At 65.3% G+C, this 25,485-nt stretch carries 23 protein-coding genes, 1 pseudogene and 1 riboswitch; of the genes and pseudogenes, 9 read left to right on the plus strand and 15 right to left on the minus strand.

Annotation, left to right across the window (positions count from 1 at the left end):
* Positions 1 to 48: 48 nt before the first annotated feature.
* Positions 49 to 1,029, minus strand: coding sequence for a Bug family tripartite tricarboxylate transporter substrate binding protein (locus tag AC1RKI_RS14170; protein ID WP_061957108.1), 981 nt, complete (start codon positions 1,027 to 1,029; stop codon positions 49 to 51).
* Positions 1,030 to 1,130: 101 nt separating this feature from the next.
* Here AC1RKI_RS14170 and AC1RKI_RS14175 point away from each other — a divergent pair, with 101 nt between their 5' ends.
* Positions 1,131 to 1,952: an IclR family transcriptional regulator gene (locus tag AC1RKI_RS14175; protein ID WP_150981412.1), complete on the plus strand. Its 822-nt coding sequence runs from the start codon at positions 1,131 to 1,133 to the stop codon at positions 1,950 to 1,952.
* A 38-nt stretch (positions 1,953 to 1,990) separates the two neighbouring features.
* On the opposite strand, the gene AC1RKI_RS14180 is transcribed toward AC1RKI_RS14175, so the two are convergent.
* A complete protein-coding gene (locus tag AC1RKI_RS14180) occupies positions 1,991 to 2,698 on the minus strand; it encodes a glutathione S-transferase N-terminal domain-containing protein (protein ID WP_227460854.1) in 708 nt (235 codons plus the stop codon).
* A gap of 175 nt (positions 2,699 to 2,873) precedes the next feature.
* On the opposite strand from AC1RKI_RS14180, the gene AC1RKI_RS14185 reads away from it, so the two are divergent.
* Positions 2,874 to 3,758 (plus strand): isocitrate lyase/PEP mutase family protein, encoded by an 885-nt coding sequence (locus AC1RKI_RS14185; protein WP_061957094.1) that lies wholly within the window; start codon positions 2,874 to 2,876, stop codon positions 3,756 to 3,758.
* 77 nt (positions 3,759 to 3,835) lie between these two features.
* Here AC1RKI_RS14185 and AC1RKI_RS14190 read toward each other — a convergent pair whose 3' ends face one another.
* Positions 3,836 to 4,315 carry a VOC family protein gene (locus AC1RKI_RS14190; protein WP_061957093.1) on the minus strand — a complete coding sequence of 160 codons (480 nt, stop codon included), beginning with the start codon at positions 4,313 to 4,315 and terminating at the stop codon, positions 3,836 to 3,838.
* A gap of 276 nt (positions 4,316 to 4,591) precedes the next feature.
* On the opposite strand from AC1RKI_RS14190, the gene AC1RKI_RS14195 reads away from it, so the two are divergent.
* Complete coding sequence (locus tag AC1RKI_RS14195) at positions 4,592 to 4,768, plus strand: hypothetical protein (protein ID WP_167585461.1); 177 nt, start codon at positions 4,592 to 4,594, stop codon at positions 4,766 to 4,768.
* Between the two features lie 19 nt (positions 4,769 to 4,787).
* Here the strand turns inward: AC1RKI_RS14195 and cobW are convergent, their stop codons facing one another.
* The 3 genes from cobW to AC1RKI_RS14210 form a co-directional block, all read right to left on the minus strand.
* Positions 4,788 to 5,852, minus strand: coding sequence for a cobalamin biosynthesis protein CobW (gene cobW / locus AC1RKI_RS14200; protein ID WP_061957092.1), 1,065 nt, complete (start codon positions 5,850 to 5,852; stop codon positions 4,788 to 4,790).
* 64 nt (positions 5,853 to 5,916) lie between these two features.
* The gene (locus AC1RKI_RS14205) at positions 5,917 to 8,043 is read right to left on the minus strand and encodes a TonB-dependent receptor (protein ID WP_492795812.1); all 2,127 of its coding nucleotides are present in this window, start codon (positions 8,041 to 8,043) and stop codon (positions 5,917 to 5,919) included.
* Between the two features lie 120 nt (positions 8,044 to 8,163).
* A riboswitch (cobalamin riboswitch) is annotated at positions 8,164 to 8,403 on the minus strand.
* Between the two features lie 82 nt (positions 8,404 to 8,485).
* Positions 8,486 to 9,322 carry an amidohydrolase family protein gene (locus tag AC1RKI_RS14210; RefSeq protein ID WP_492795814.1) on the minus strand — a complete coding sequence of 279 codons (837 nt, stop codon included), beginning with the start codon at positions 9,320 to 9,322 and terminating at the stop codon, positions 8,486 to 8,488.
* A gap of 101 nt (positions 9,323 to 9,423) precedes the next feature.
* On the opposite strand from AC1RKI_RS14210, the gene AC1RKI_RS14215 reads away from it, so the two are divergent.
* The 3 genes from AC1RKI_RS14215 (at position 9,424) to AC1RKI_RS14225 (ending at position 12,395) form a co-directional block, all read left to right on the plus strand.
* Positions 9,424 to 10,185 carry a GntR family transcriptional regulator gene (locus tag AC1RKI_RS14215; protein ID WP_492795816.1) on the plus strand — a complete coding sequence of 254 codons (762 nt, stop codon included), beginning with the start codon at positions 9,424 to 9,426 and terminating at the stop codon, positions 10,183 to 10,185.
* A 45-nt stretch (positions 10,186 to 10,230) separates the two neighbouring features.
* Positions 10,231 to 11,205, plus strand: coding sequence for a tripartite tricarboxylate transporter substrate binding protein (locus tag AC1RKI_RS14220; RefSeq protein WP_492795818.1), 975 nt, complete (start codon positions 10,231 to 10,233; stop codon positions 11,203 to 11,205).
* 191 nt (positions 11,206 to 11,396) lie between these two features.
* Positions 11,397 to 12,395: a Bug family tripartite tricarboxylate transporter substrate binding protein gene (locus tag AC1RKI_RS14225; protein WP_492795820.1), complete on the plus strand. Its 999-nt coding sequence runs from the start codon at positions 11,397 to 11,399 to the stop codon at positions 12,393 to 12,395.
* A gap of 119 nt (positions 12,396 to 12,514) precedes the next feature.
* Here the strand turns inward: AC1RKI_RS14225 and AC1RKI_RS14230 are convergent, their stop codons facing one another.
* Together AC1RKI_RS14230 and AC1RKI_RS14235 are read right to left on the minus strand one after the other, a co-directional pair.
* Positions 12,515 to 12,979 (minus strand): type II 3-dehydroquinate dehydratase, encoded by a 465-nt coding sequence (locus AC1RKI_RS14230; RefSeq protein WP_150981419.1) that lies wholly within the window; start codon positions 12,977 to 12,979, stop codon positions 12,515 to 12,517.
* A gap of 35 nt (positions 12,980 to 13,014) precedes the next feature.
* Positions 13,015 to 14,304 carry an MFS transporter gene (locus tag AC1RKI_RS14235; RefSeq protein ID WP_150981448.1) on the minus strand — a complete coding sequence of 430 codons (1,290 nt, stop codon included), beginning with the start codon at positions 14,302 to 14,304 and terminating at the stop codon, positions 13,015 to 13,017.
* A gap of 181 nt (positions 14,305 to 14,485) precedes the next feature.
* Between AC1RKI_RS14235 and AC1RKI_RS14240 the strand changes: the two genes are divergently transcribed.
* A complete protein-coding gene (locus tag AC1RKI_RS14240; RefSeq protein WP_061957086.1) occupies positions 14,486 to 15,271 on the plus strand; it encodes an IclR family transcriptional regulator in 786 nt (261 codons plus the stop codon).
* A 192-nt stretch (positions 15,272 to 15,463) separates the two neighbouring features.
* Here AC1RKI_RS14240 and AC1RKI_RS14245 read toward each other — a convergent pair whose 3' ends face one another.
* The 3 genes from AC1RKI_RS14245 to hppD form a co-directional block, all read right to left on the minus strand.
* Positions 15,464 to 16,660 (minus strand): amino acid aminotransferase, encoded by a 1,197-nt coding sequence (locus AC1RKI_RS14245; protein ID WP_061957085.1) that lies wholly within the window; start codon positions 16,658 to 16,660, stop codon positions 15,464 to 15,466.
* Between the two features lie 98 nt (positions 16,661 to 16,758).
* Positions 16,759 to 18,147, minus strand: a complete 1,389-nt coding sequence (locus AC1RKI_RS14250) for an amino acid permease (protein WP_244788110.1) — start codon at positions 18,145 to 18,147, stop codon at positions 16,759 to 16,761.
* A 199-nt stretch (positions 18,148 to 18,346) separates the two neighbouring features.
* Positions 18,347 to 19,420, minus strand: coding sequence for a 4-hydroxyphenylpyruvate dioxygenase (hppD, locus tag AC1RKI_RS14255; RefSeq protein WP_061957105.1), 1,074 nt, complete (start codon positions 19,418 to 19,420; stop codon positions 18,347 to 18,349).
* Positions 19,421 to 19,623: 203 nt separating this feature from the next.
* Between hppD and AC1RKI_RS14260 the strand changes: the two genes are divergently transcribed.
* Complete coding sequence (locus tag AC1RKI_RS14260) at positions 19,624 to 20,097, plus strand: Lrp/AsnC family transcriptional regulator (protein WP_061957083.1); 474 nt, start codon at positions 19,624 to 19,626, stop codon at positions 20,095 to 20,097.
* A 98-nt stretch (positions 20,098 to 20,195) separates the two neighbouring features.
* Here the strand turns inward: AC1RKI_RS14260 and AC1RKI_RS14265 are convergent, their stop codons facing one another.
* Positions 20,196 to 20,522 carry a thioredoxin family protein gene (locus AC1RKI_RS14265; RefSeq protein ID WP_061957082.1) on the minus strand — a complete coding sequence of 109 codons (327 nt, stop codon included), beginning with the start codon at positions 20,520 to 20,522 and terminating at the stop codon, positions 20,196 to 20,198.
* An 80-nt stretch (positions 20,523 to 20,602) separates the two neighbouring features.
* A complete protein-coding gene (locus AC1RKI_RS14270) occupies positions 20,603 to 22,942 on the minus strand; it encodes an ATP-dependent DNA helicase (protein WP_492795824.1) in 2,340 nt (779 codons plus the stop codon).
* A gap of 115 nt (positions 22,943 to 23,057) precedes the next feature.
* On the opposite strand from AC1RKI_RS14270, the pseudogene xth reads away from it, so the two are divergent.
* Positions 23,058 to 23,837, plus strand: a pseudogene (xth, locus tag AC1RKI_RS14275) (exodeoxyribonuclease III); the annotation flags it as partial.
* Between the two features lie 278 nt (positions 23,838 to 24,115).
* On the opposite strand, the gene AC1RKI_RS14280 reads toward xth, so the two are convergent.
* Positions 24,116 to 24,721, minus strand: coding sequence for a TetR/AcrR family transcriptional regulator (locus AC1RKI_RS14280; RefSeq protein WP_061957079.1), 606 nt, complete (start codon positions 24,719 to 24,721; stop codon positions 24,116 to 24,118).
* Between the two features lie 219 nt (positions 24,722 to 24,940).
* Positions 24,941 to 25,402, minus strand: a complete 462-nt coding sequence (locus AC1RKI_RS14285; RefSeq protein ID WP_492795826.1) for a copper resistance protein CopQ — start codon at positions 25,400 to 25,402, stop codon at positions 24,941 to 24,943.
* Between the last annotated feature and the right edge of the window lie 83 nt (positions 25,403 to 25,485).

A 25,485-nucleotide genomic window follows, 5' to 3' on the forward strand; every position in this document is an offset into this window, starting at 1 on the left:
CGGCAAAGCGGCGCGGCAGCAGGGCGGCGCCGCGCGCGGCATGTCATGTCAGTCGAGCGAAATCTTCAGGTCGGCAATCAGCCGGGTCCAGCGTGCCGTTTCCGCGCGCAGCAGTTCGCTGAACTGCGCCGGCGAGTTGCCAACCGGTTCCACGCCGAAGTCGACCAGCTTCTTGTTGATGGCGGGATCCTTCAGCGATGCCACCACCTGCCGGTTCAGCGTGTCGATCACGTCGGGCGGCGTCGCGGCGGGCGCCACCATGCCGACCAGCGCGGCCGCCTGCACGTTCTTGTAGCCAAGTTCGGCGAAGGTCGGCACATCGGGCAACTGCGGCAGGCGCGTGGCGTTGGCCACGGCCAGTGGACGCACCTTGCCGCCCTTGATGAAGCCCGCGCCCGCGGCGTAGTCGACCATCATGGCCGGGATCTGGCCCGCCGCCACATCGGACAACGCCGGCGCCGCGCCGCGGTACGGCGCGTGCGTCATGGTCAGGTGGGCTTCCACCTTGAGCAGTTCCATGGCCAGATGGTGCGGGCTGCCCGCGCCGGCCGAACCGTAATTGACGCCGCCCGGCGTGGCCTTCACTTGCGCGATGAATTCCTGCGCGGTCTTGGCCTGCGTGCCCGGGCCCACCACCAGGATCATCGGAAAGCGGCCCAGCAATGTCACGGGCGCCAGATCGCGCGTCGGGTTGTACGAAAGCGACTTGTACAGCGCGGGATTGAACACCAGTGTGCCGTTGTCGGCCGACAGCACGGTGTAGCCATCGGCGCTCGCGCGAGCGGTTTCCGACGCGCCAATCGCGGTGTTGCCGCCCGGCTTGTTGTCGACCACCACCGGCTGGCCGACGCGGCTCGACAGCCCCTGGCCGATCGTGCGCGCCAGAAAGTCCGATCCGCCGCCGGCCGCATACGGCACGATCCAGCGGATCGGTTTCGATGGATAGGCGTCGGCGGCATGTGCCGTGGCGGCGCTCAGCGCCATGGCAAACGACACGGCCAGCAGCGCGGCGGGCTGGAAGCGGGGCATTGGATTGTCTCCTTGGTATTTGGCCGGATGGTGTTTGGCGCGTTTTGCGTAAATCATATACGCATTGCGTAATCGTTGAATGAGGGTTAACCTCAGCGCCCATGACGACTCCATCCGACCCGGCCGACGCCCCCGGCCTTGCGCGTCCGCGCGAACGACGTCAACGCGTGCAGGCCGCCGAAACCGGCATGTCCGTGCTCAAGGCGCTGGCGCGCCTGGGCGGCCGCGCCAGCCTGACCGCCATCGCCGCGCAGATCGATGAAAGCCCGGCAAAGATGCATCGCTATCTGGTCAGCCTGATCGAAGCGGGATTTGTCGCGCAGGAGGCCGGCACGCAGCAGTACCACCTGGGCATCGAGGCCTTGCAGATCGGTCTGGCGGCGATGCGGCAGGCCGACCCGATCCGGCTGGCGGAAGCGTCGCTGGTGCGGCTGCGCGAGCGCCTGGAAGTGACCTGTTTTATTGCGGTGATGGGCAACAAGGGCCCCACCATCGTGCGGATCGAGGAACCGGGTTTGCCGGTGATCGTGAATGCGCGCGTGGGATCGGTGATGCCGCTGCTGTGGTCGGCCACGGGACGCGTCTTTCTGGGCTTGCTAGACGATTCGACAGTGCAGGCGCTGGCTCAGGCGGAACTCGATGCGCTGACGCCGGAGCAGCGCACCGGCCTCGATCGCGACGATCCGCTGGGCAAGCTGCGCGACGTGGTGCGTGCGCACGGCTGCGCCGCGGTGCGCGATACCAATTTGAAGGGCATCAGCGCGGTAGCCGCGCCGGTGCGCGATTACACGGGGCGCGTTTGCGCCGTGCTGACCGCGCTGGGCGCCACGGGCGGCTTCGATGCCGCGCTGGACGGCCCGATTGCCAACGCGGTACGCGACGAAGCCGGCACCATCAGCGCGCTGCTCGGCTTCTCCGCATAGATGCGTGGTATTGCAGCTGGAAAATGCGGACCGGCGGCTTACTCGGGCCGCTTGGGAATATCCACCGCGCGTTGCACGGCCGGGCGCGCTACGAATGCGGCGAGCACACGCTGCACCTCGGGGAAGTTGTCGATGCCCACCAGATCGCCGGCATCATAGAAGCCCAGCAGATTGCGCACCCACGGGAGGGTCGCGATATCGGCGATGGTGTAGTCGTCACCCATGATCCACTGGCGGCCCTTGAGCCGCTCGTTCAGCACCTTCAGCAGGCGTTTGGCTTCGGCGACGTAGCGGTCGCGCGGACGCTTGTCCTCGTAGTCCTTGCCGGCGAACTTGTGGAAGAAGCCCACCTGGCCAAACATCGGGCCGATGCTGCCCATCTGGAACATGACCCACTGGATCGTCTCGTAACGCAAGGCGGGATCGGCGGACATGAATTTGCCGGTCTTTTCGGCCAGATAGATCAGAATCGCGCCCGATTCCCACAGCGCCAGCGGCTTGCCGCCCGGGCCGTTGGGATCGATGATCGCGGGAATCTTGTTGGTCGGATTCAGCGACAGGAATTCCGGCGAGGTCTGGTCGTTCCGGTCGAATCTGACCAGGTGCGGCTCGTACGGCAGACCGGTTTCTTCCAGCATCAGCGACACCTTGATGCCGTTGGGCGTGTTCAGCGAGTACAACTGCAGGCGGTCCGGATGCTGTGCCGGCCATTTGCGGGTGATCGGAAACGAGGACAGGGCGCTCATGGGGTTCGTCGGTCTCTTGTGGCGAAAGCGCTCATGTTAATGAATCCGTCGTCATCGTGCTTGGCGTTGTCACGTCGAGGGCGCGGATCGGGTGTACTCTTCGACGACGGCACGCCGCCGCCGGGCGGGATCTTCCACGCAAACTCGCCGCGAATTCCGCCGTACAGGAGCCCCCATGACTTCCCTTGCATCTTCCCGCCGTCAGGCGTTTCGGCAGCGGATTGCCGCGAAGCAGGCGCTGCTGGTGCCCGGCGCGTTTAATGCGATGAGCGCGCGCGTGATCGAGGACCTGGGTTTTCAAGCGGTGTATCTGACCGGCGCGGGCGTCACCAACATGTCGTTCGGACTGCCCGATCTGGGCTTTGTCGGCCTGAGCGACATGGCCGAGCATACGGCGCGCGTGCGCGACGCCGTGACGCTGCCTTTGATCGTCGACGCCGATACGGGCTTCGGCAATGCCTTGAATGTGCATCACGCGGTGCGCACGCTGGAACGCGCGGGCGCCGACGCGATTCAGCTCGAAGATCAGGTGATGCCGAAAAAATGCGGCCATTTTTCGGGCAAGCAGGTGGTGAGCGCCGGCGAGATGGTCGGCAAGATCCACGCGGCCACCGACGCGCGCGAGGACGCCAATTTCCAGATCATCGCGCGCACCGATGCGGCGGCCGTGCATGGTATCGAGGACGCGATCGAACGCGGCTACCGATTTGCCGAGGCGGGCGCCGATATCCTGTTCCTTGAAGCGATCGAGGATGTGGCCGATATCGAGCGGCTGCCCAACCTGTTTAATGCGCCGTTGCTGATCAATATCGTGATCGGCGGCAAGACGCCGGTACAGAACCGCGATGCGCTCGAGCAACTGGGCTATGGCCTGGTGCTCTATGCCAACGCCGCACTGCAAGGCGCGGTGCGTGGCATGCAGACGGCGCTGGACCTGCTGCAGGCAAATGGCCAGATGGACGAGGATCCCGCAATCGTCGCGCCATTTGGTGAGCGTCAGCGGCTGGTCGGCAAACCGAAATACGACGAACTCGACGCGCGCTACCGCAGCGACGACTGAGGCGCCGATCACCGCCGTGCGCATGGCCTGGCGCGTGCCACGCGGCGGCGCGCCGTCATGCGGACAAGCGGCTGGCGTCAGCCCCGCACCGCGGCCTCGATGGTGGCAATGTCGATCTTCTTCATCGTCATCATCGCGTTGAACGCGCGTTTGGCGGCCGCGGGGTCCGGACCCATCACGGCGTCGGTCAGCGCGCGCGGCGTAATCTGCCATGACAGTCCCCAGCGGTCCTTGCACCATCCGCAAGCGTTCTCCTGGCCGCCGTTGCTGACGATGGCATCCCACAAACGGTCCGTTTCGGCCTGGTCGTCGGTGGCGATCTGGAACGAGAACGCCTCGCTGTGCTTGAAATGCGGGCCGCCGTTCAGTCCGACGCACGGAATGCCGACGACCGTGAATTCCACCGTCAACACATCGCCTTCCTTGCCGTCGGGATAATCGCCGGGCGCGCGATGCACGGCGCCGACCGAACTGTCCGGAAATGTCTTGGCGTAGAAATTCGCGGCGTCCAGGGCGTTTCGCTCAAACCACAGGCAGATCGTGTTCTTGCTGGTCATTCCTGTCTCCTGAAAAGTTGCTCACGCGGCATGCATCGCAGTACCGGCGACGCTGCTGTCCACATTGCGGGACATCGTTAGATAAGCCAGAACCGCAAATACGATCCGGCTCCGACAAATATAGCGAAGCTTCGCGGCAGCGGCGGATCGATATCGATGCTGCGCGTATGGGCGGGCGTTGGTTGTCGCCAATCATGCAACTAACGCGCCGGCCGCGGCTCCAAGCGCAATCAGGAAACGTCAGGGAATGTTATGCGTAATGCGATGTGTAGGGTCATGCGTCATGCCACACGGCGAGCGGTGGTGGGAAAAGCCGCACTCGTCGGCGTCGCTTTTCTTGTGCTGGGCGCCGTTGCCGGATGCGCCACGGCGCCCGGCCCGGACGGCCGGGAATCGAGCGTGACCGTCTACGGCACGGTCGATGCCGGCGTCAGCGTCACGCGCGACAGATAGCGCGCCGGGTCGCTGCGGATCAACCGCGCAGCGCCTGCTCCAGCGCAGCCTGCAGCAACGCGCCATCGAGATCCTGACCGATCAGCACCACGCGCGTGCCGCGCGCTTCGTCGGCGCGCCAGGCGCGGTCAAAATAGCTGTCGAAGCGCTGGCCCACACCGTGCAGCACCAGCCGCATCGGCTTGCCCGGCAGCTCGGCAAAACCCTTCACGCGATAGATCGTGTGCTGTGCCACCAGCGCCTGCAGCGCGGCGATCAACGTGTCGCGCTCGACCGTGCCCGCCTGTACCACCACCGAATCGAATTCGTCGTGATGGTGATCGGCGTGGTCCGGGTCGTCGGCGCTGCCATGATGATCGACGCGCAGGTGAATCGTCTCTTCCGATGCGCGGTTAAGGCCCAACAGGCTGTTGACATCGAGCGAGCCGGCCCGCGCCGGGACGATCTTCACTTCGGCCGGGATCTCAGGCCGCACCAGGGCTTCCACCGCTGCGATCTGCGCGGTGTCCATCAGGTCGGTCTTGTTCAGGATCACCAGGTCCGCGCTGGCCAGTTGATCCTCGAACAGTTCATGCAGGGGCGATTCGTGATCGAGGTTCGGATCCGCGCGGCGCTGCGCATCGACGGCCAGCGGATTGGCGGCGAACTGTCCGGCAGCAGCGGCGGGGCCGTCGACCACGGTCACCACGGCATCGACGGTGAACGCATTGCGGATGCTGGGCCAGTGAAACGCCTGCACCAGCGGCTTGGGTAGCGCCAAGCCGGAGGTCTCGATCAGCACGTGATCGATCTGGTCGCGGCGTTCGAGCAGTTGCTCCATCACCGGGAAAAACTCTTCCTGCACCGTGCAGCACAGGCATCCATTGGCCAGCTCGTACAGTTGTCCGGTGGGCTCGCCCTGGTCATCGCAGCCGATGCCGCAACCCTTGAGAATCTCGCCATCGATGCCAAGCTCGCCAAATTCATTGACGATGACCGCAATGCGACGCCCATTGGCATTGTCGAGAATATGGCGCAGCAGGGTGGTCTTGCCGCTGCCGAGAAAGCCGGTAACGATGGTCGCTGGGATCTTTGCGGTTTGCATGGAATCGTCTTTTTCGAGGAATGGAGGATAGTGGGGCGACAAGCGTCGGCCCGGCAATGCGGCTTCAGAAGTATAGGTTCGCCGACAGCTCCGCGGCACGCGGTCTGCCCAGCAGCCATTGCTGGCCGCCGTTGGAGACCGATTCGGCGTAGTCGCGGTTGAACAGGTTGTACACGCGCAGCGTCAGCGCCGTCTGCTTCGATACGCGCCACGACAGCGCGGTATCGACGGTCGTATAGCTCGGCACGCGCACCTTGTTGGCGGTGTCGGCATAGCGGCCGCCCACGTAGCGCAGGCCCGCGGCGAAGGTCCACTGCGGCATGAAGTTCCAGCTCAGCCACGCGTTGGCGGCCTGCTGCGGCACGCTGGTCGGCACATTGCCGGCGCGCGACACCGCAGCGCCGCCGACCGATTCGGTGAAGTCGTCATAGCGGGCGCGCAGCACGGTGCCATTCACGTCGACGCGCAGTCCCCGCAGTATCTCGACGCTGGCCGATGCCTCCAGCCCGCGCGACGATTGCTGGCCAACCTGCTGCGTGATGGTGGGATTCACTGGATCACGCGACAGCAGATCGTTCTTGCGGATCTCGTAGGCCGCCAACGTCCATTCGCCGCGCTTGCCCCAGAATGCCTGCTTGACGCCCACTTCCAACTGCTTGCCCGTGGCGAGATCGAAGCCGCGTTGCGCGTCCGACGTCGTGACCAGCGCGCCCAGCGGATCGGTGGCCGTCGCGTACTGCGCGTAGACCGACAGGTTCGGCGTGAACTGGTACACCGTGCCCAAGCGCCACGTGGTGTTGGCGAAGGTCTTCTCCCAGCCCGTGTTGGCCACCAGGTCGGTCCGATACAGCACCGCGTGGTCGAAGCGCACGCCGCCGATCACCGACCACTGCGGTGTAAAGGCGATGCGATGCTCGCCGAACAGCGCGTACTGCGTGGTGTTGGTGCGCAGGCGCGGCGACGTGACGACGCCCGGCGGGCTGAAGAACAGGCCCGGGTCGAAGTCGTACGCATTGACCGTGGACGACCCGCCATACGGCGAGTTGTTCGAATGCGTGAAGTTGATCTTGTTGATGTCGAAACCGACTGTCGTGGCGTTGTCCATGCCGAACAACCTGCTCTTGACCGTCATGTCGGCGCGATTGCCGACCTGTTCCTGGTCGTGCAGGATTTCCAGATAGTCGGTGCGGCGCACCTGCGATGTCGCCGGCAGAAAGGTATAGGTTTCGCTGTCGCGCCAGTGCCGATGGCTGGTCAGGTAGTAAAACTGGTTGCGCACCGTGACGCGCTCGTTGGGCGTCCATTCGGCGTTCAGGCGCGTCCAGCGGTCGCGGTAGCTGATCTGCGCATCGCCGACGTTGTAGTTCTTCTTGCGCAGCGACGTGTCCAGGCTGCCATTGACCAGCGGCGTGCCCAGGTACTGCTGCGGATGCTGCGTGCCATCGTCATACGACAGCGTCAGGTTGAAATCACGATTGACATCGAGCCGCACCGACGCCGACACCATCAGGTTGTTCGAATCGCCCCGATCGACCCAACCGGCCGAGCGGTTGTAGGCGGTGGCAAATCGATACGACAGGTTGTCGTTGACCTTGCCGCCGCTGTCGAACGCCACGCGCGCGGTCTTCTCGGTGCCGCCAGTGATCTGCAGTTCGTTCTCGATCGGGCCGCGGATCGGCTTCTTCTGCACGACGTTGACCACGCCGCCGATTGCGCCTTCGCCGTACATCACCGATGCGGGCCCGCGCAGCACCTCTATGCGGTCCACCGACCAGGTGTCGAACGGGAACGTGAGGGTGCCCGAAGCCACGTACATGCGCGTGCCGTCGAGCAATTGCATGACCGATCCCTGGCCCGAGAAACCGCGTGCGGTCAGCGAAGTGCCGCCATTGCCTGGCGCCGGATTGCCAGTGATGCCGGTGGCGCGCGTCACCGCTTCGCGCACGCTTTGATCGCCACGCGCGCGAATCGTCTCGCCGTCCAGCACTTCCACGCTGGCTGGCGTTTCCAGCGGCGTCAGGCCCAGCCGGCTGCCGGTGAACGCCGGCGTGGAAAGCGCCAGGCCCGGCGCGCTGGCTGTTTCGCTGACCACCACGGGCGGCAGCGCTTTGTTTTTCGATTCGGAGAGTTCCTCCGCAATCGCGCAAGGTGCATTGAGACTGGCGACGGTGCCGAGCGATGCGGCAAACATGCGCGGTCGGCGTGCGCGCGCGGCGCGCGTCGATGGGTTGGCCGGGCGCGGGCGGCCAGTGGAATGCGCAGACGAGTTGTGTTTCATCGTGAAGCCGGACGACCCCGCCCGGGCATGAAGTGGCGATGATGACAACAGGCCGGTATCCGGGCTGGCAGGCTGAAGCACGAGGGCTTTCGGGAACGTTGTCGCCTTCCCACGCCGATGCTGCGGGCGCAGTGGCCGCCGGTCCGATGGACCGGCATGACAGTTCCAACCTGCTTACCGTTGCGGGGGCAGCACAGGCATTGCCGTCGGGCGGCGCACCTGTTTCCCGTTTAACCGGCGATAGTCGCCGGCACCTGCAATCACGGTTGGCGCGCCAGGGCGCGCCGCGCTGCGCATTCTACCCGCACACAAAACGATCCGGCGATTTGCCGCCGGGGCTTGCCGTGCCCGCGGCTCAGCCCGAGATCGCAAATCCGTAGAGTGTGGCGGCATTGCGCCAGCGCACGGCTTCATCGAGTTCCGGTTGTTGCGCCAGCCACGCCATCGCCGCGCGGCATTCGTCGGCGCGCGCCGCGCCTTCGTGGTTGGTCCACGGCCAGTCGCTGCCCCAGAGCAGATGATCGGTGCCGGCCACCTGCGCCCACTGCAACGTCAGTGCTGGCCACTGGGCCGGGCTGGCCAGGCGGTATGGCGCGCTGATCTTGACCCACAGCGGGCGTCGCGCGCCCACGGCGCGGGCCGTGTCGAAGATCGGGTCATCGACGCCCAGCGGGCCAGGGCGGCCGAAATGATCGAGCACGACCGGCACGGGCGTGCTGCCCAGCGCGCCATCGAGAACGGCTAGTACGCTTGCACCATCGCCGTCGTTGGTATGGATCTCGACATGCCAGCCCAACGTGGCGATGCGCTGAAACAGCGTGCGCCACGGCGCGGTGTCGATACGGCGCCAGCCGGCGTTGCCGAAGAGGTTCAGGCGGATGCCGCGCACGCCGGCGGCATCGAGCGCGGCCAGTTCGGCGGGCGGCGCCGATGGATCGACCACCGCCACGCCGCGCAGCCGCTCCGGCATGCGCCGCAGCGCGGCCAGCATCGCCGAGTTGTCGGTGCCAAGAAAGCTGGTCTGCACCACCACGCCATAGGGATCGGCCGCCGGGCCGCGCACCGTGCCGGCCATCGACAGCCAGCCCTCCAGCGGCGCGTCGTACGGCGGGCGATAACGCGCCGACGCCACGGCAACGCCGGCATCGAACACATGAAAGTGGCAATCCACCAGCGTCTCGGTTGTCGTCATCGACACGATTCTCCTGTGTGCGGGTTAGCCCCGATATGGCGGCCCGTGCGTGTCCGGGTACTCTAGTCCTCTATAGGAGTGCAATCTAACACGGACACGAGATGCCAGACAATGCCATCGCCCAATCGGTCGCCGCCGCGGCAGGCATGAGCCGCTACGGGCAGATTGCCGCGCAATTGCAGCACAAGATCGTCATCGGCGAATGGTCGCCGGGCAGCGCCATTCCGGCCGAAAGCACGCTGGCGGCAGAGTTCGGTATCGCGCTTGGCACGATCCGGCAGGCGATTGCGGTGCTGGTGCGGCAGGGTCTGCTGGAACGGGTGCAGGGCAAGGGCACGTTCGTGCGCACCGGGCTCTCGGGCGCCAGCATGATGCGTTTTTTCCGCTTCCGTTCCGAGGCCGATGCCGACGCTGCGCCCACGGCGGTGCCGCGCTCGGAGATCCTGTCGTGCCGCAGCGTGCGCCTGGACAAGGCGATGGCAGCGCGCTTCGGGCTTGAAGCAGGCGCACGCGGTCTCGCCATCAGCCGGCGTCGCTGGGTGGCGGACACCCCGCGTCTGCTCGAATCGATCTGGCTGCCGCTGCCGCGTTGTGCCGCTCTGCAGGACACGCCGTCGGCCGAGTGGGGCGCACTGCTCTATCCGCTGTTGAGCCAGCGTTGCGGCATCACGGTGCACCGTGCGATGGACGAGGTGACCTTCCGGCTGCTCGATGCCGACGAGGCCGACCTGCTGGCGCTGCCGGCCTCTCACCCCTGTGCAATGGTCACGCGCCAGGCGTTCGATATCCAGGGCCATTGCGTCGAATACCGGCTGACCCGGGGCGATGCCTATGCCTTCCGCTACACGGCCGAGATCCGCTGATCTTTGCCCGCCCCAACAGAATTCGATTCGACGGAGACTTTTTCGATGCGCTACCTGATTTCCCTCACCCTGGCTGCCGTGGCCGCGCAGCCGGCCGCGCTGCACGCCGCCGACGCGGCGCAGCCCTGGCCCACGCGCCCGGTGACGATCGTCGTCACCTATCCGCCCGGGGGCGGCGCCGACCTGATGGCGCGCCTGATCGCGCCGGGCCTGGGCCGCGAACTCGGCCAGACCGTGATCGTGGAAAACCGGCCCGGCGCGGGCGGACAGATCGGCGCGTCGTACGTGGCCAAGGCCGCGCCCGATGGTTACACGCTGATGGTCGATGCGTCGTCCTACGCGGTGAATCCGAGCCTTTATCCGCGCCTGCCCTACGACCCCGCCAAGGCGTTTCGCGCGGTCGGCGTGCTGGCGCGCTATCCCAATGTGCTGGTGGCCAATCCCGGCTTCCCGGTGGCCAACGTCCAGGACGTGCTGGCGCTGGCGCGGCAGAAGCCGGGTACGGTGGCATTCGCGTCGTCGGGCAACGGGTCGGCGCAGCATCTTTCCGGCGTGCTGTTCGAGCAGCGCGCCCATGTCGATCTGCTCCACGTGCCTTACAAGGGCGGCGGCCCGGCCATGACCGATGTGATCGCCGGACAGGTGCCGCTGTTCTTCGCCAACGTCGCGTCCAGCCTGCAGCACATCAAGGCGGGCAAGCTGCGGCCGCTGGCGGTGACCAGCCATACGCGCACATCGGCGCTGCCCAATGTGCCGACCATGCAGGAGGCGGGCGTGGCGGGCTACGAAGTCTATGAGTGGAACGCCGCGTTTCTGCCCGCCGCCACGCCGGAAGCGGTGGTGACGCGGCTGTCGGACGCCCTGCAGAAGGTGATGGCCAGCGCGGAAATCCGCCAGCGTGTGGCCGAACTGGGCGGCGAAGTGGTGGCCGCCCCGCCGGCCGAAGCCGCGCGCTTTATCGACACCCAGACGCGGCTGTGGGCCAAGGTGATCAAGGACGGCAACGTCAAGCCGGAATAGGTGAGACCGGGGCCGATCACCGCGTCGGCAGGTGAGCGGCTGCCGCAGGCATCCCGCCAAGGCGCACCACTGGACGTGGCAACACCGAACCCCGCCATCGACCGCAATTTCGCAAGCACGGCATCGAAAAACACAACGTCTGCGCGCACCGAACTGGCGCGCGCGGAGCATTCGAACCAGAGAGGAGACCCATGTCCACAGATCGACCCCATGACACCCATCGCCGCCACCTGCTGGGCATGATGGCCGCGCTCGGCGGCGGGGCGCTTGTCCCCACGCTGGCGCGTGCGCAGGCCTGGCCGTCCAAGACTATCCGGCTGGTGGTGCCGTTCGCACCGGGCGGCAGTTCCGAAATCGTGGCGCGGTCCACCGCGGCGGAATTGACCAGGCTGCTGGGCGTATCGGTGTTCGTGGAAAACAAGCCGGGCGGCGCGGGCAATATCGCCATGGGCGAAGTGGCGCGCGCTGACGACAACCACACGCTGATCCTTGGCCACATCGGCACGCTGGCAGTCAACCCGTACATCTTTCCGAAACTGCCATACGATCCGAACAAGGATTTCCGGCCGATCTCGCTGCTTTCCAAGGTGCCGAGCCTGTATGTGGTGCACCCGGACGTGCCGGCAAAGAATCTCAAGGAATTCGTGGCGCTGGCCAAGAGCAAGCCGGGCAAGCTCAACTACGGGTCGGCCGGAAACGGCAGCGCCGGGCATCTGGCCTTCGAATACCTGAAGGCGAGCACCGGCACCTTCATCACCCATGTGCCGTATCGCGGCAGCGGCCCGCAGATTACCGACCTGCTGTCCGGCCGGCTCGATGCCGCCGCAATCGGCGCGCCCGCCATCCTGCAGTTCATCAGGACGGGCAAGGTGCGCTGCATCGCCACAGGCACCGCGCAACGCATCGCGCAACTGCCGGATGTGCCGACGGTGGCGGAGCAGGGTTATCCGGGCTTCGAGATGACGCAGTGGTACGGCCTGCTGGCGCCGGCATCGCTGCCGCAGCCGGCCGCCGCGAAACTGGCGGAGGCCACCGTCAAGGCGGTAAAGAGTCCCGCGTCGGTCGAGCGCCTCAGTGCGGACGCGGCGCTTGTGGTGGGCAGCACGCCGGAAGAATTCGCGCGCTTCATCGTCGCGGAACAGCAGCGCTGGAAGCCGATCGTGGCGCGCGCCGGCATCAAGCCGGACTAGACGCCGCGACGCTGCAACGGGTCGCCGTGCCACTGACGGGCCAGCTCAGCGCGCAGGCCCGAACGGGAAACAGTGACGCGGCGAGTGCGAGAGCCGTGCGCCCTCGGTTCCTGCGGTGACTATTCAGCCTGCTGCGTCCGTTCGGCTGCGGCCCACAGGTCGTCGATCGCGCGGATGCTCAGCAGATAGCCATGGGCGCCCGCGCCGCAGATCACGGCGGTGGCCGCCACGGAGATCGTCGAGTGGCGATATTCCTCCGAGCGCCGGTGGATATTGCTGATGTGCACCTCGACCACCGGGCGGCGGATCAGCTTGACCGCGTCGAGCACGGGAATGCGTCCGAAAGAAAAGCCCGCCGGATTGATGATCAGCGCGGCATCCTCGAAATACGCTTCCTGGATCCAGCCGATCAGCTCACTTTCGCTGTTGGTCTGCCGGAACACGCAGTCGAACTTGAACGTGTCGGCCATCGCCATGCATTGCCGCTCGATATCGCCGAGCGTGGTGCTGCCGTAGATGTGCGGCTCGCGGATACCGAGCATGTTCAGGTTCGAACCATTGAGGATGTAGAGTTTTCGCTTCATGGAGAGGACTTGGTGACGGTGGCGGCGCCTGCCGTTTAGTGGCTGCTTTCCAGGCTGGTGCCGCGGGTCTCGCGGGAGGTGGCGATCATGACGAACGACAGCAGATTGAGCGACCCGCACACTGCCACGATGGCCCACGGCGAGCCGTGAAATGCCTGCAGCAAGGCCACCGCGACGATCGGCATCGGGCCGCCGGTCAGCAGGTTGGCGCCCGAATAGGACAGCGCCGATCCTGTGTAGCGTGCCTCGGTGGGAAACGACTCGGCAAACCACACCGGCTGGATGCCGCTCTGGAACTGCGTGAAGCCGAGGAACGCGCCCATCACGGCCATGGTCATCCCCAGCGATCCCTGGTTCAGCACGGGGAAATAGATCAGGCAGCAGACCAGCGTGCAGAACGATCCGACCAGCAGCGCGCGCTTGCGTCCGATGCGGTCGCTGAGATAGCCGCCGGCCAGTGCGCCGACGATGGCGCACGCATTGGCCACCATCAACAGCATGAAGCCGGTCTGCTTGGGCACGCCGAGGTTCTTGGTCAGGTAGCTCAGCGAGAACACCACGATCAGGTAGAACAACGCCGCCGGGCCGCAGAAGAACAGCGTGAGCCGCAGCGCGGTCTTCCAGTGGTGGCGCAGCACCACGCCCAGCGGATTGCCGCCGCGCACGCGCTGGCCCTGCTGGCGCGCCTGCTTGCGCAGCGCTTCGAACGCAGGCGTTTCGCTGACCCGCATGCGGATGTAGATGCCAAGGATAACCAGCAGGAAGCTGGCCAGGAATGGAATTCTCCAGCCGTAGGTTTCGAAGTCCTCTGCCGACAGCATGGCGGCCAGCGCGAACAGCGCCATATTGGCCAGGATCTGGCTGAGCGGCGAACAGATGCCGAGCAGGCCGGAATAAATGCCGCGGCGCGCGGGCGACGCGTGTTCGACGGCCATCAACTGCGCGCCCGTGGATTCGCCGCCGAGCGCAAAGCCCTGGACGATGCGCAGGCTGACCAGCAGGATCGGCGCGACGATGCCCACCTGCTGATAGGTGGGCAGCAGGCCCATCAGGAACGACGACACGCCCATCACCGACACCGTAATCAGCATCAGGTTGCGGCGTCCCCACCGGTCGCCCAGAATGCCGCACACGATGGCACCCAGCGGGCGCGCGGCCAGGCCGGCCCAGAAGCTTGCCAGCGAGGCCAGCAGCGATGCGGTCGGATCGAGCGTCGGAAAGAACAGTTTCGGAAAGATCGTCGCGGCGACCACGCCGTACAGCGCGAAATCGAACCACTCCAGCGCAGTGCCGATGGTGGCCCCGGCAACGGCGCGCCGGGCCATGGCGTGCCGCGGATCGGCCGCATCGGCCGTAGCGATGTTGGAGTCAGTAATGACTGACATGGTGTCTCCCCCTTTCTTTTGTGGATATCGTTCCCGATTGCTCCGGGTTACGTGCACTGCTATTGTTCGACCGCTCGCGAAGCGGCGTTCCAGACCGGAATAACATTCCATATTGTGAAATATGTCGTTGAAGACCGGATTGAAGATTCTCGATTTCCTGGCGTCCCAAGGCGAGGGCGCCGCGCTTGCGGTCATTGCCGACGCGCTGGAGGTCCCGCGCAGCACCTGCCACCGGGTGCTGGGCGAACTCGCGGAGAGCGGCTACGTGCGGCAGATTCCCGATCACAGCCGCTACATCCTCACCATGCGCATGACATCGAACGGGCTGGAATTCCTGAGCCTGACCGGTATTGCCGACATCGCCCAGCCCATCATCGAAAGGATTGCCGCGCAGACCGGTGAGCTGGCGCGGCTGGCGCTGGTGGATGGCGACGCGATCATCTGGGTGGCGAAAGCCGATGGACAGCGCACCGGCTTTCGCTACGACCCCGACATGGGACTTGCGGCGCGGCTTTCGTGTACGTCCACGGGGCATGCGTGGCTGATGACGATGTCGGACGAGGAAGCCGTGGCGCTGGTGATGAAACAGGGTTTCGGCCAGCCAAACGAGTACGGCCCCAACGCGCCGACCTCGTTGAAGGCGTTGCTTGGTTTTCTGCACGCAGCGCGTGTGCGCGGCTACGCCATGATCGACGAGGTGTTTGCAGCGCGCATGGCAGCCGTGGCGGTGCCGGTCAGACGCGGCAGCCGATGTGTCGGCGTGATCAGCCTGGCGGGCCCGCGCACGCGCCTGACCGCCGCGAAAGTCCACGAATATTCGGCTCTGTTGTGCGAGGCGGCCGATGAACTTGGCAAGCTGTGCAATATGGCGGGCTACCTGTCGCGGCCGCCATTGGGCAAGGCGTGAAGCAGGCTCACGCTATCCAAGGCGTGTCGAAGCGCATCGGAATCAAAGTGACGTACCGCGGATGCCGGCAGAGGGGCGCAACGTCCGTGAGCCAGCCCGAGGCACGTCCCGCGCGTTGACGCGACTTTCCCCAGGCAACAAAAAACCGCCCCGGTGGGGCGGTTCTTCGCGTGCGGATCCGTCGGGGCGGAATCAGGCTTTCAATACCTGGCCGATCGCATTGGCTACCACGCCTACGTTGCGCTCGTTCAGTCCGGCCACGCACATGCGGCCCGAGCGCAGCACGTACACGCCGTGTTCGTTCCTGAGGCGATCGACCTGATCGGCCGACAGTCCGGTGTACGTGAACATGCCGCGCTGCGTGATGTAGCGCGACAGCTTTTCGCCGCTGACGTGCGCGCGCAGTTGGTCGTGGATGGCGTGGCGCATGCGGGCGATGCGCTGGCACATCGCGGCCAGTTCTTCTTCCCAGCTCTTGCGCAGCGCCGGCGTGGTCAGCACGCGGGCCACCACACGCGCGCCGTGCGTGGGCGGGTTGCTGTAGTTGGCGCGTACGGCACCGGTCAACTGGCCCAGCACGCGGCCGGCTTCATCGGCGCTCTGGCACACCACGCTCAGACCGCCGCAGCGTTCACCGTACAGCGAAAAATTCTTTGAGAACGAATTGGCCACCAGGCACGGCACGTTCTGGCGCGCCAGTTCGCGCACGGCAAAGGCGTCATCGTCCAGGCCCGTGCCGAAGCCCTGGTAGGCCATGTCGACGAAAGGCAGCAGCTTGCGTGCCTTGAGCACGCCAATCACCTGGCGCCACTGGTCCTCGTTCAGGTCCACGCCGGTCGGGTTGTGGCAGCAGGCGTGCAATAGCACGACGTCACCTTGCGGAATGGCTTCGATCGCTGCGAGCATCGCGTCGAACTTGAGTCCGCCGGTGGCGGCGTCGTAGTACGGATAGGTGTTGACCTTGAACCCGGCACGTTCGAACACCACGCGATGGTTTTCCCAGCTTGGGTCGCTAATCCACATTTCGGCGCGGGGGAAATAGCGCTTGAGGAAGTCGGCGCCCACGCGCAGCGCGCCCGATCCGCCCAGCGTCTGCAGCGTGGCGATGCGGCCTTCGGCGCGCGCGGCGCAGTCCTCGCCGAACACCAGCGCCTGCACGGCCTGGCGATAGGCGGCGATGCCGGCCATCGGCAGATAGGGGCGCGGGCCCATGTCGGACAGCAGCGCGGCCTCGGCTTCGGCCACGGCCTGCATCACCGGCAGGCGGCCTTCGTCGTCAAAGTAGATGCCGATGCTGAGGTTGACCTTGTTGGTACGCGGATCTTGCTGGAAGTCCTCGTTCAGCGAGAGGATCGGGTCACCGGGGAAGGCTTCGATGTGTTCGAACATGAGTGCGTGGGGGCTTCGAGAGTTCAAGGGGGCGGCGGCCCGTCATGCAGGCGGGCCGCGCTGTGCAGAGGCGCAGGATTGGCCGATGCGAGCGACGCTTACCGCGCCTGCACGCTGGCGGCCGGCTGCGCCGCACCGGCGTTTTTCTGCCGCAGGCCGTAGCTTACGCCAAGTACCGCCAGCCAGACCGGAATCAGGTAGACCGAAACGCGCAGTCCCGGTGTCAGGAACATCACCACCAAAATGCCCGCCAGGAAGGCCAGCGTCAGGTAGTTGGTCAGCGGATAGCCGAGGCTGCGGAATGCCGTGGTCTGGCCCGCGGCGCGCTTGGCGCGGCGGAACATCAGGTGGATGATGCTGATCATCGCCCAGTTGATGATCAGCGCCGATACCACCAGGCCCATCAGCAATTCGAACGCTTCGCCGGGCATGAAATAGTTGACCAGCACGCAGATGCCAGTGGCCAGGGCCGATACGCCCAGCGCGGTCAGCGGAATGCCGCGGCGGTTCACATGCATCAGCGCGCGCGGGGCGTTGCCTTGCTGGGCCAGGCCCAGCAGCATGCGGCTGTTGCAGTAGACGCCGCTGTTGTACACCGACAGCGCGGCGGTCAACACCACGATGTTCAGCACAGTCGCCACCACGTCGCTGTTCATCGCGTGGAAGATCAGCACGAACGGGCTGCCGCCGGTCACGACGTTCTGCCACGGATACAGCGACAGCAGCACGGCCAGCGCGCCGACATAGAAAATCAGGATGCGGTAGATCACCTGATTGGTAGCCTTGGGGATGCTCTTGCCCGGGTTGTCGGCTTCCGCCGCGGTGATGCCCACCAGTTCGAGCCCGCCGAACGAGAACATGATCACCGCCATCGCCATCACCAGGCCGCCGAACCCGTTCGGGAAGAAGCCGCCGTGCTGCCACAGGTTGGCGATGCTGGCCTGCGGCCCGGCCGACCCGGACGCCAGCAGATAGCCGCCAAAGGCGATCATGCCGACGATCGCCGCCACCTTGATGATCGAGAACCAGAATTCCATCTCGCCAAACGACTTCACGCTGGCCAGGTTGATGCCGTTGATGATCACAAAGAAGGCCAGCGCCGACATCCACGTCGGGATGTTGGGCCACCAGTACTGGACGTACAGGCCGACGGCCGACAGCTCGGCCATGCTGACCAGGATGTAGAGCACCCAGTAGTTCCAGCCGGACATGAAGCCGGCGAAGTGGCCGCAGTATTTGTCGGCGAAGTAGCTGAACGATCCGGCTACCGGTTCGTCCACCACCATCTCGCCCAGTTGCCGCATGATGAAGAACGCGAAGATGCCGGCCACCGCGTAGCCGAGCAGCACGGCAGGACCCGCAAGCTTGATGGTTTGGGCGATGCCCAGGAACAGCCCGGTGCCGATGGCGCCGCCGAGCGCAATCAGCTGGATGTGACGATTCTTGAGGCCACGCTGAAGCGTGCCTGTATGGTCGGAAGTATGCATGGAGTGTGTCTGTCCTCTACCCATTCTCGTGGAATGGCTACGCGCCTCTACAGCCTCTGCAGGGTGGGCGCTTTGAAAATGCGCCAGCGCGGGTAGCGCCGGCAGCAGGGGTTTGCGCCGGCAACCCGAAAGGATACCGGCTCAACCAGGGGAAAGCGGAAGAATCTGCTGGCCTGAGGAAAATTTCAGGCCGTTGCGGTCATACCTTTAGCGTGCCGCGCTCGATTTGGTCGCGTTCGAGTGATTCGAACAGCGCCTTGAAGTTGCCTTCGCCAAAGCCATCGTCGCCGGCGCGCTGGATGAATTCGAAGAACACCGGGCCGAGCACGCCCTTCGAGAAAATCTGCAGCAACAGGCGGGGCTTGCCGTTCTCGGTGGTGCCGTCGAGCAGGATGCCGCGCGACTTCAGTTGGTCCACCGGCTGGCCGTGGCCGGGCAGGCGGGTGTCCAGCGCCTGGTAGTAGTAGTCGTTCGGCGCGGTCATCAGCTCGACGCCCGCCATCTGCAGGTTGTCGATGACTTCGATCAGGTTGTCGACCAGGAAGGCAATGTGCTGAATGCCTTCCCCGTTGAAGGCCATCAGGAATTCCTCGATCTGACCCGCGCCCTTGGACGACTCCTCGTTCAGCGGAATGCGGATCTTGCCGTCCGGCGCGGTCATCGCCTTCGAGGTCAGGCCCGTGTACTCGCCCTGGATGTCGAAGTAGCGGATTTCACGGAAATTGAACAGGCGTTCGTAGAAGTTGGCCCAGTACGCCATGCGGCCACGGTAGACGTTGTGCGTCAGGTGGTCGATCACCTTCAAGCCGTGGCCCTTCGGACGGCGGTCCGCGCCTTCGACGAATTCGAAATCGATGTCATAGATCGACTTGCCGTCTTCGAAGCGGTCGATCAGATACAGCGGCGCACCGCCGATGCCCTTGATCGCAGGCAGGCGCAGTTCCATCGGACCGGTTGCAATCTCGATCGGCTGGGCGCCCAGCATCAGCGCGCGGTTGTAGGCCTTGTGCGAATCCTTGACGCGGAAAGCCATGCCGCAGGCGCTGGGGCCGTGTTCGGCGGCGAAATAAGCGGCTTCGCTGTGCGGCTCGTTGTTCACGATGAAGTTGATGTCACCCTGGCGATACAGCACCACGTCCTTTGAACGATGGCGTGCCACCAGCGAGAAGCCCATTTTTTCGAACAGCGGCTCGAGAACGTTGGGCGTGGGCGAAGCGAATTCCACAAATTCGAAGCCCATCAATTGCATCGGGTTTTCAAACAGATCGGCCATGGTCAGTGCGCGCGGGGGCGAGTAGCAATAGAAATAATATTTCGGCGGGGCCGGGGCGGATGTGGCGAGGTAGACGCTTGTGCCGCGGCTCATCGTGGGGAAATTGTAGAACCCGCGCCGCTAAATAGGATTTCGTAAGGCACGCAGGGAAACCCTTGGATATGAGATAAAATTTCGCAGAATCGCTATTCAAGGAAATCAGGATGCATCAAACCGAGCTGGACCGTACGGACCGCCGCTTGCTGGGCGTGCTGCAGGAACATGGCCGTGCGTCCAATCTGGAGCTGGCCGAGGCGATCAACCTGTCGCCGGCGCAGACGCTGCGGCGGCACCGGCGCCTGGAGGAGGGCGGCATCATCAAGCGCTACGAGGCGCGGCTCGACAGCACTGCACTGGGGTTTGGGGTGACGGCCTTCATTCACGTGACGATGGAGCGCGGCCACATCCGCGACCTGTCCAAATTCAAGAGCCTGGTGGCCGAACTGGCGCAGATCCAGGAATGCTTCTCGGTGACCGGCGATATCGATTACGTGCTGAAGGTGGTGGCGAAGGACTTGAAGTCGCTATCGGACTTCCTGCTCGACACTCTGATGCGCATCCCGGGCGTGAGCGGCGTGAAATCGAGCGTCTGCCTCGACGAAATCAAGTGCACCAGCGCGATGCCGCTGGAGCCGTGAGGGCGCAGCCTTGGTCGCTTGCATCCACCATCGGCGCGGGCCGGAGCGAATCGCGTGGATTACGTAACCGGCAGCGCGCCATGGCGCTGCGCCGGCGCTCAGGCGGCGATGCCTTGCATCGCGTCGACGATTTCGCGGCTGTCGTTTGGGCGAACCACGCGCGCTACTTCCTGGCCATCGCGCAGGAAAATCAGCGTAGGCCAGAGCTTCACGCGGAACGACCGTCCCAGCGGCCGGCCGCTGCCGTCCTCGACCTTGATGTGATCGATCTCGGGATGCTCGGCAAACGCCGTTTCGATCAATGGCTGCGCGCGCTGGCAAAAGCCGCACCACGGCGTCCCGAATTCCAGCACGGTGGCGCCACGCAGGCTATCGATCTCGCTGCGCGTGGGTTCGGTTGCGGCAAAGGTATGGGTCATGCTCATGGCTTGGCGGCTCCGTCGATATGGGATGCGCGGATGTCTGATGGGCTGGCACGCGAATGCCGTGCCAGCGGCCCGAGGCGTCATTCTGCCAGTGCCAGCGGATTGGCGTGGCGCGGCGGCATGGCAGAAATTTCCCACCATGCCGGCAAAAGCGCCTGAACCTCGGCGCGCGCGTAGCGGTCGTCGATCAGCCACACCACGCCGCGATCCTGCTGCGTGCGGATCACGCGGCCGGCCGCCTGCACCACCTTGCGCAGCCCCGGATACAGATATGCATAGTCGTAGCCCTGGCCGAACACGGCCTCCATGCGCTCGCGCAGCCGTTCGTTGACCGGATTGATCTGCGGTAGCCCCAACGTGGCCACGAACGCGCCGATCAGGCGATCGCCCGGCAGGTCGACGCCTTCGGAGAACACGCCGCCCAGCACCGCAAAACCGATGCCGCGTCCACCCGGTGCGAACGCGTCGAGAAACGCCGCCTGCCCCGCTTCGGTCATGCCGCGCGCCTGAAACCATAGCGGGATGTCGGGTCGATGCGCCGCCAGCTGCGCCGCCGCCTGTTGCAGGTAGTCGTGGCTGCTGAAGAACGCTAGGTAGTTGCCAGGCCGGCGCGCGTACTGTTCGGCCATCAGTCCCACCAGCGCCGGCAGCGAACGTTGCCGCTGGCCGTAGCGCGTGGAAATATGGCGCGCCACATGCACGTCGAGCTGATCGGCGCGGAACGGCGATGGCACTTCAATCCACACCGTGTTGGCGGGCAGCCCGAGCAGGTTGCGGTAGTAGTCGGTGGGATGCAGCGTGGCGGAAAACAGTGTGGTCGAATGCGCGCCCGCGAAGCGCGGCGCGAGATACGGCGCGGGCAGCAGGTTGCGCACGCACAGCGCCGCATCGACGCCCGCGCGCGTACGCGGCGTGCGCGTGATGTCGAAGATCGAGTGCTTGCCGCCGTATTCGGTCAGTTGTTCGGCGAGCCGCAGAAAATGCATGGCGTCGAAATAGAAGCGCTCCAGCGCGGCGTCATGCCGTTGCGGATGTTCGCTCATGTCATCGACGATGGCGCTGCACAGCTGCGTAAGCGTCTCGACAAAGGCGGGCGGCTCTTCGTAGCGCGTTTCGTAGGCGTCGTCGCTCGCCTTGGCCAGCGCGTTCCACTGGCGGTAGAGCTTGTCCATGGGCCGCTTGAGCGCAGCGGGCGCGCCGCGCCGCACGTCCCGAAACGCGGCGTGATCGAGCGTGACCGTGTACATCGCGCGTCCCCGCTCGACCAGGTTGTGCGCTTCGTCGACCAGCACGCTGACGCGCCATTCGTTCATGGCCGTCAGCGCAAACAGCATCGCACTACGATCGAAATAGTAGTTGTAGTCGGCCACCACCAGATCGCTCCAGCGGATCATTTCCTGTGCCAGGTAATAGGGGCAGATCTGGTGCGCGGCGGCGATCTCGCGCAGCGTGCCGCGGTCCAGCAGTGGCGCGGCGCTGGCCGCATCGCGCGCGGCGGGCAGGCGGTCGTAGAAGCCGCGCGCCAGCGGACACGATTCGCCATGGCAGGCAAGGTCCGGGTGTTCGCACGCCTTGTCGCGGGCGATCAGCTCGATCACGCGCAGCGGCGTGCGCGCGGCATCGCCGCGCAATTGCGCGGTGGCATGCAGGGCGACGGCGCGGCCGGTCGAGCGCGCCGAGAGAAAGAACAGCTTGTCGATGCGTTGCGCCGGCATGGCCTTGAGCGCCGGAAACACGGTGCCGATCGATTTCCCGATGCCGGTGGGCGCCTGCGCCAGCAAGGTGCGCGCCGACGCGTTGGCCTTGTAGACCGATTCGGCCAGCAGGCGCTGTCCGTCGCGAAACGTGGCATGCGGAAACGCCAGCGTCTGCAGCGCCGCGTCGCGGCCGGTGCGATGCGCGAGTTCGCGTTCGGCCCATTGCATGAAGCGTTGGCAACTGTCCTCGAAGAACGCGCGCAGCGCCGGCGCGTCGAAGCGCTCCTTGAGCACGCGCTCGCGCTGGCTGACGATATCGAAATACACCACGGCGATGTCGATCTGCGCGAGGCCGCGGGCATCGCACAGCAGCCAGCCGTAGATCTTTGCCTGCGCCCAGTGCAGCGCCTGATGGTTGGCCGGCACCGCCACCTTCTCGCCGCGCACGGTCTTGATTTCCTCTAGCCGGTTGGTCACGGGGTTGTAGCCGTCGGCGCGGCCGCGTACGCGCAAGCCATTGAAATCGCCGCTCAACGCAACCTCCGCCTCGTAGCCCGGACCGCGCCGGCTGGTGACCACGCCGTGCCCGGCCACGCCTTCCTGGCCGGTCGGCGACGGCGTGAAACGCAGGTCGAGATCCCCCGCCTTGGCGGTGAATTCGCAAAGCGTTCGCACGGCAACCGTGTAGCGCGGCGTGGGAAGGGAGACGGAGGTGGCGGACAAGTCGCAAAAATGGAGGGAGCGGCGGAACTGTATAAATATACAGTGATCGGACACCGACAGGAAATCCCCGCGCAGATATTTAAGATGGATACCGACGCGACCCCGGAGCCATGCCATGCAGTCACTGAAGATCGCCACATTCAATATCAATGGTGTGCGCACGCGCTTGCAGGCACTGCTGACGTGGCTGGCGCGCGAATCGCCCGACGTCGCGTGTCTTCAGGAGTTGAAGGCGGTGGACGAAGGCTTTCCGATCGACGAGATCCGTGCGGCCGGTTACGGCGCCATCTGGCACGGCCAGAAGTCGTGGAATGGCGTGGCGATTCTGGCCAAGGGCGCCGACCCAGTGGAAGTTCGGCGCGGCCTGCCGGGCGCCGACGACGATTCGCAGAGCCGCTATCTGGAGGCGGCGGTCGAAGGCGTGCTGGTGGCCTGCCTGTACCTGCCCAATGGCAATCCCCAGCCGGGCCCCAAGTTCGACTACAAGCTGGCGTGGTTCGAGCGCTTGATCGCCCATGCGGCGACGCTGCGCGATAGCGGCCATCCGGTGGTGATCGCGGGCGATTTCAATGTGGTGCCGACCGACGACGACATCTACAACACGCGATCGTGGCTCAAGGATGCGCTGCTGCAGCCCGAAAGCCGCGAATGTTATCGGCGTCTGCTGGCGCAGGGCTGGACGGACGCGTTGCGCGCGCGCTATCCGGACGAGCGCATCTACACGTTCTGGGATTATTTTCGCCAGCATTGGCAGACCAATTCGGGACTGCGCATCGACCATTTGCTGCTGGGGCCGCAGGTGCGCCTGATCGATGCCGGCGTCGACAAATGGGTGCGCGGCGAGGAACGAGCCAGCGATCACGCGCCGGCGTGGGTCCGCATCGAGGTGGACGCCTCAGGCGCGGGGCAGGGCGAAGCGGGGCGGAAAGCGGCGACGAAAGCGCCGACGAAAACAGCGACATCGAGAAGACCCGCAGCAAAGAAAACCGCAGCGAAGAAAACCGCAGCGAAGAAAACCGCGGCCAAAAAAGTCTCTGCCAGGAAATCCGCCGCCACATGATCCGGGCAAAAAAAGCGCCGGGAATGATCCCGGCGTCGGAGAAATCAGGGACGTCCGCCGCGAGAGCGGTACGACGGACGTCGGGCGCCTGAACCGGGGCGCCGCAAAAATCTTCAGGCTGCCACGGCTTCGCTTTCGCGGCTCAGGCAATATTTGCCGCTTACCGCGCCCACCAGCATGTCCGCAGCTGCGTCGAGACGGTCAGTCGATCCAGACATGCGCGCGGTGATGATGCCGTTCTGGATCGCGCCGTACAGCACCTTGGCCAGCGCCGGCGGCGGCACCGGATACGGCTGCCCACGCGCGATTTCGGCACGGTGCAGCAGTCCGGCGATCCACACTTCATTCATCTGGAAGTGCCCCTGCAGCAGGCTGCGGATCGAATCGGGCAAGGCCAGCACTTCGGCGGACAGCATGCCGGCCAGACAGATCTGGTTCAGCTCGATGCCGTTGCGCAGCGGATCGACATACCGATGCGCCTGTTCGACCAGCGGCAGGCTGGTGTCGATGGCAGCGAGGCGCGTCTGCGCGCGTTCGCGGTACAGACGCACCACTTCCAGCACCAAATCGTCCTTGGCCGGGAAGTAGTAGTGAATGCTCGAGGTCTTCACGCCCACCAGCTCCGCCAGATCGCGGTAGCTGAAGCCGTTGTAACCACGTTGTCGAATCAGCACGGAGGCGTGCTCAAGCAGTTGATCGCGTACGGTATGCGTTTTCATGGCAACTATCTCTCGCCTTGTGGCGGAGATCCTCCGGTTTTTGGCCGTACGCCCCTTACAGGGACGACGACTGCGCAACGAGCGAGAGCACTGCCCCGCTAGTCAGGCAGAGCACGAGCCAGCCGCCCAGTATCAGGGCACTGTCACGCAAGGTCATGATGAAACTCCAGGTGTCGTTGGGGTTGCGGCCCGTATGCAATGGGTCGCAACCTGTCGGCCTCAGGCGTTGGCGCCGTCGGTGTACGGATCGAACTTGCGCGACGGTTCTGCCGACACGCCGGTGCGGTCCATGCCGGCCACGATGCGGGCGCCGTCGGTGTAAGGGTCAGCCTTGCCGACCTTCGCGCCGTCGGTGTACGGATCGAACTTCCGCGACGGTTCTGCCGACACGCCGGTGCGGTCCAGACCGGCCACGATGCGGGCGCCGTCGGTGTACGGATCGAACTTGCCGACCTTCGCGCCATCGCTGTACGGATCGGCCTTGCCGACGCGTGCCCCTTCGCTGAAGGCGTCGAACTTGCCTTGGCGTGCGCCGTCGGTGAAGGCGTTGCGCTGGTCATTCACGCGGTAGCTGTAGCCGTAGACTTCGCCGGACTTCTGGGCGGCGGGAGCGGCTTGGGCGGCGCCCGTCACGAAAGCGGCGGCGAGGGCGGCGGCGGTGAGGATGTTCTTGGCGTTCATGATGCTCTCCTTATGGGCCTGGCGACTCGGTTCTGTATGGATCGCGGGGCCGATGTCTGTGCTGCGTTTCAGGCGTCTTTCCG

The organism is Cupriavidus sp. GW822-FHT06G04 (genome assembly GCF_058799075.1).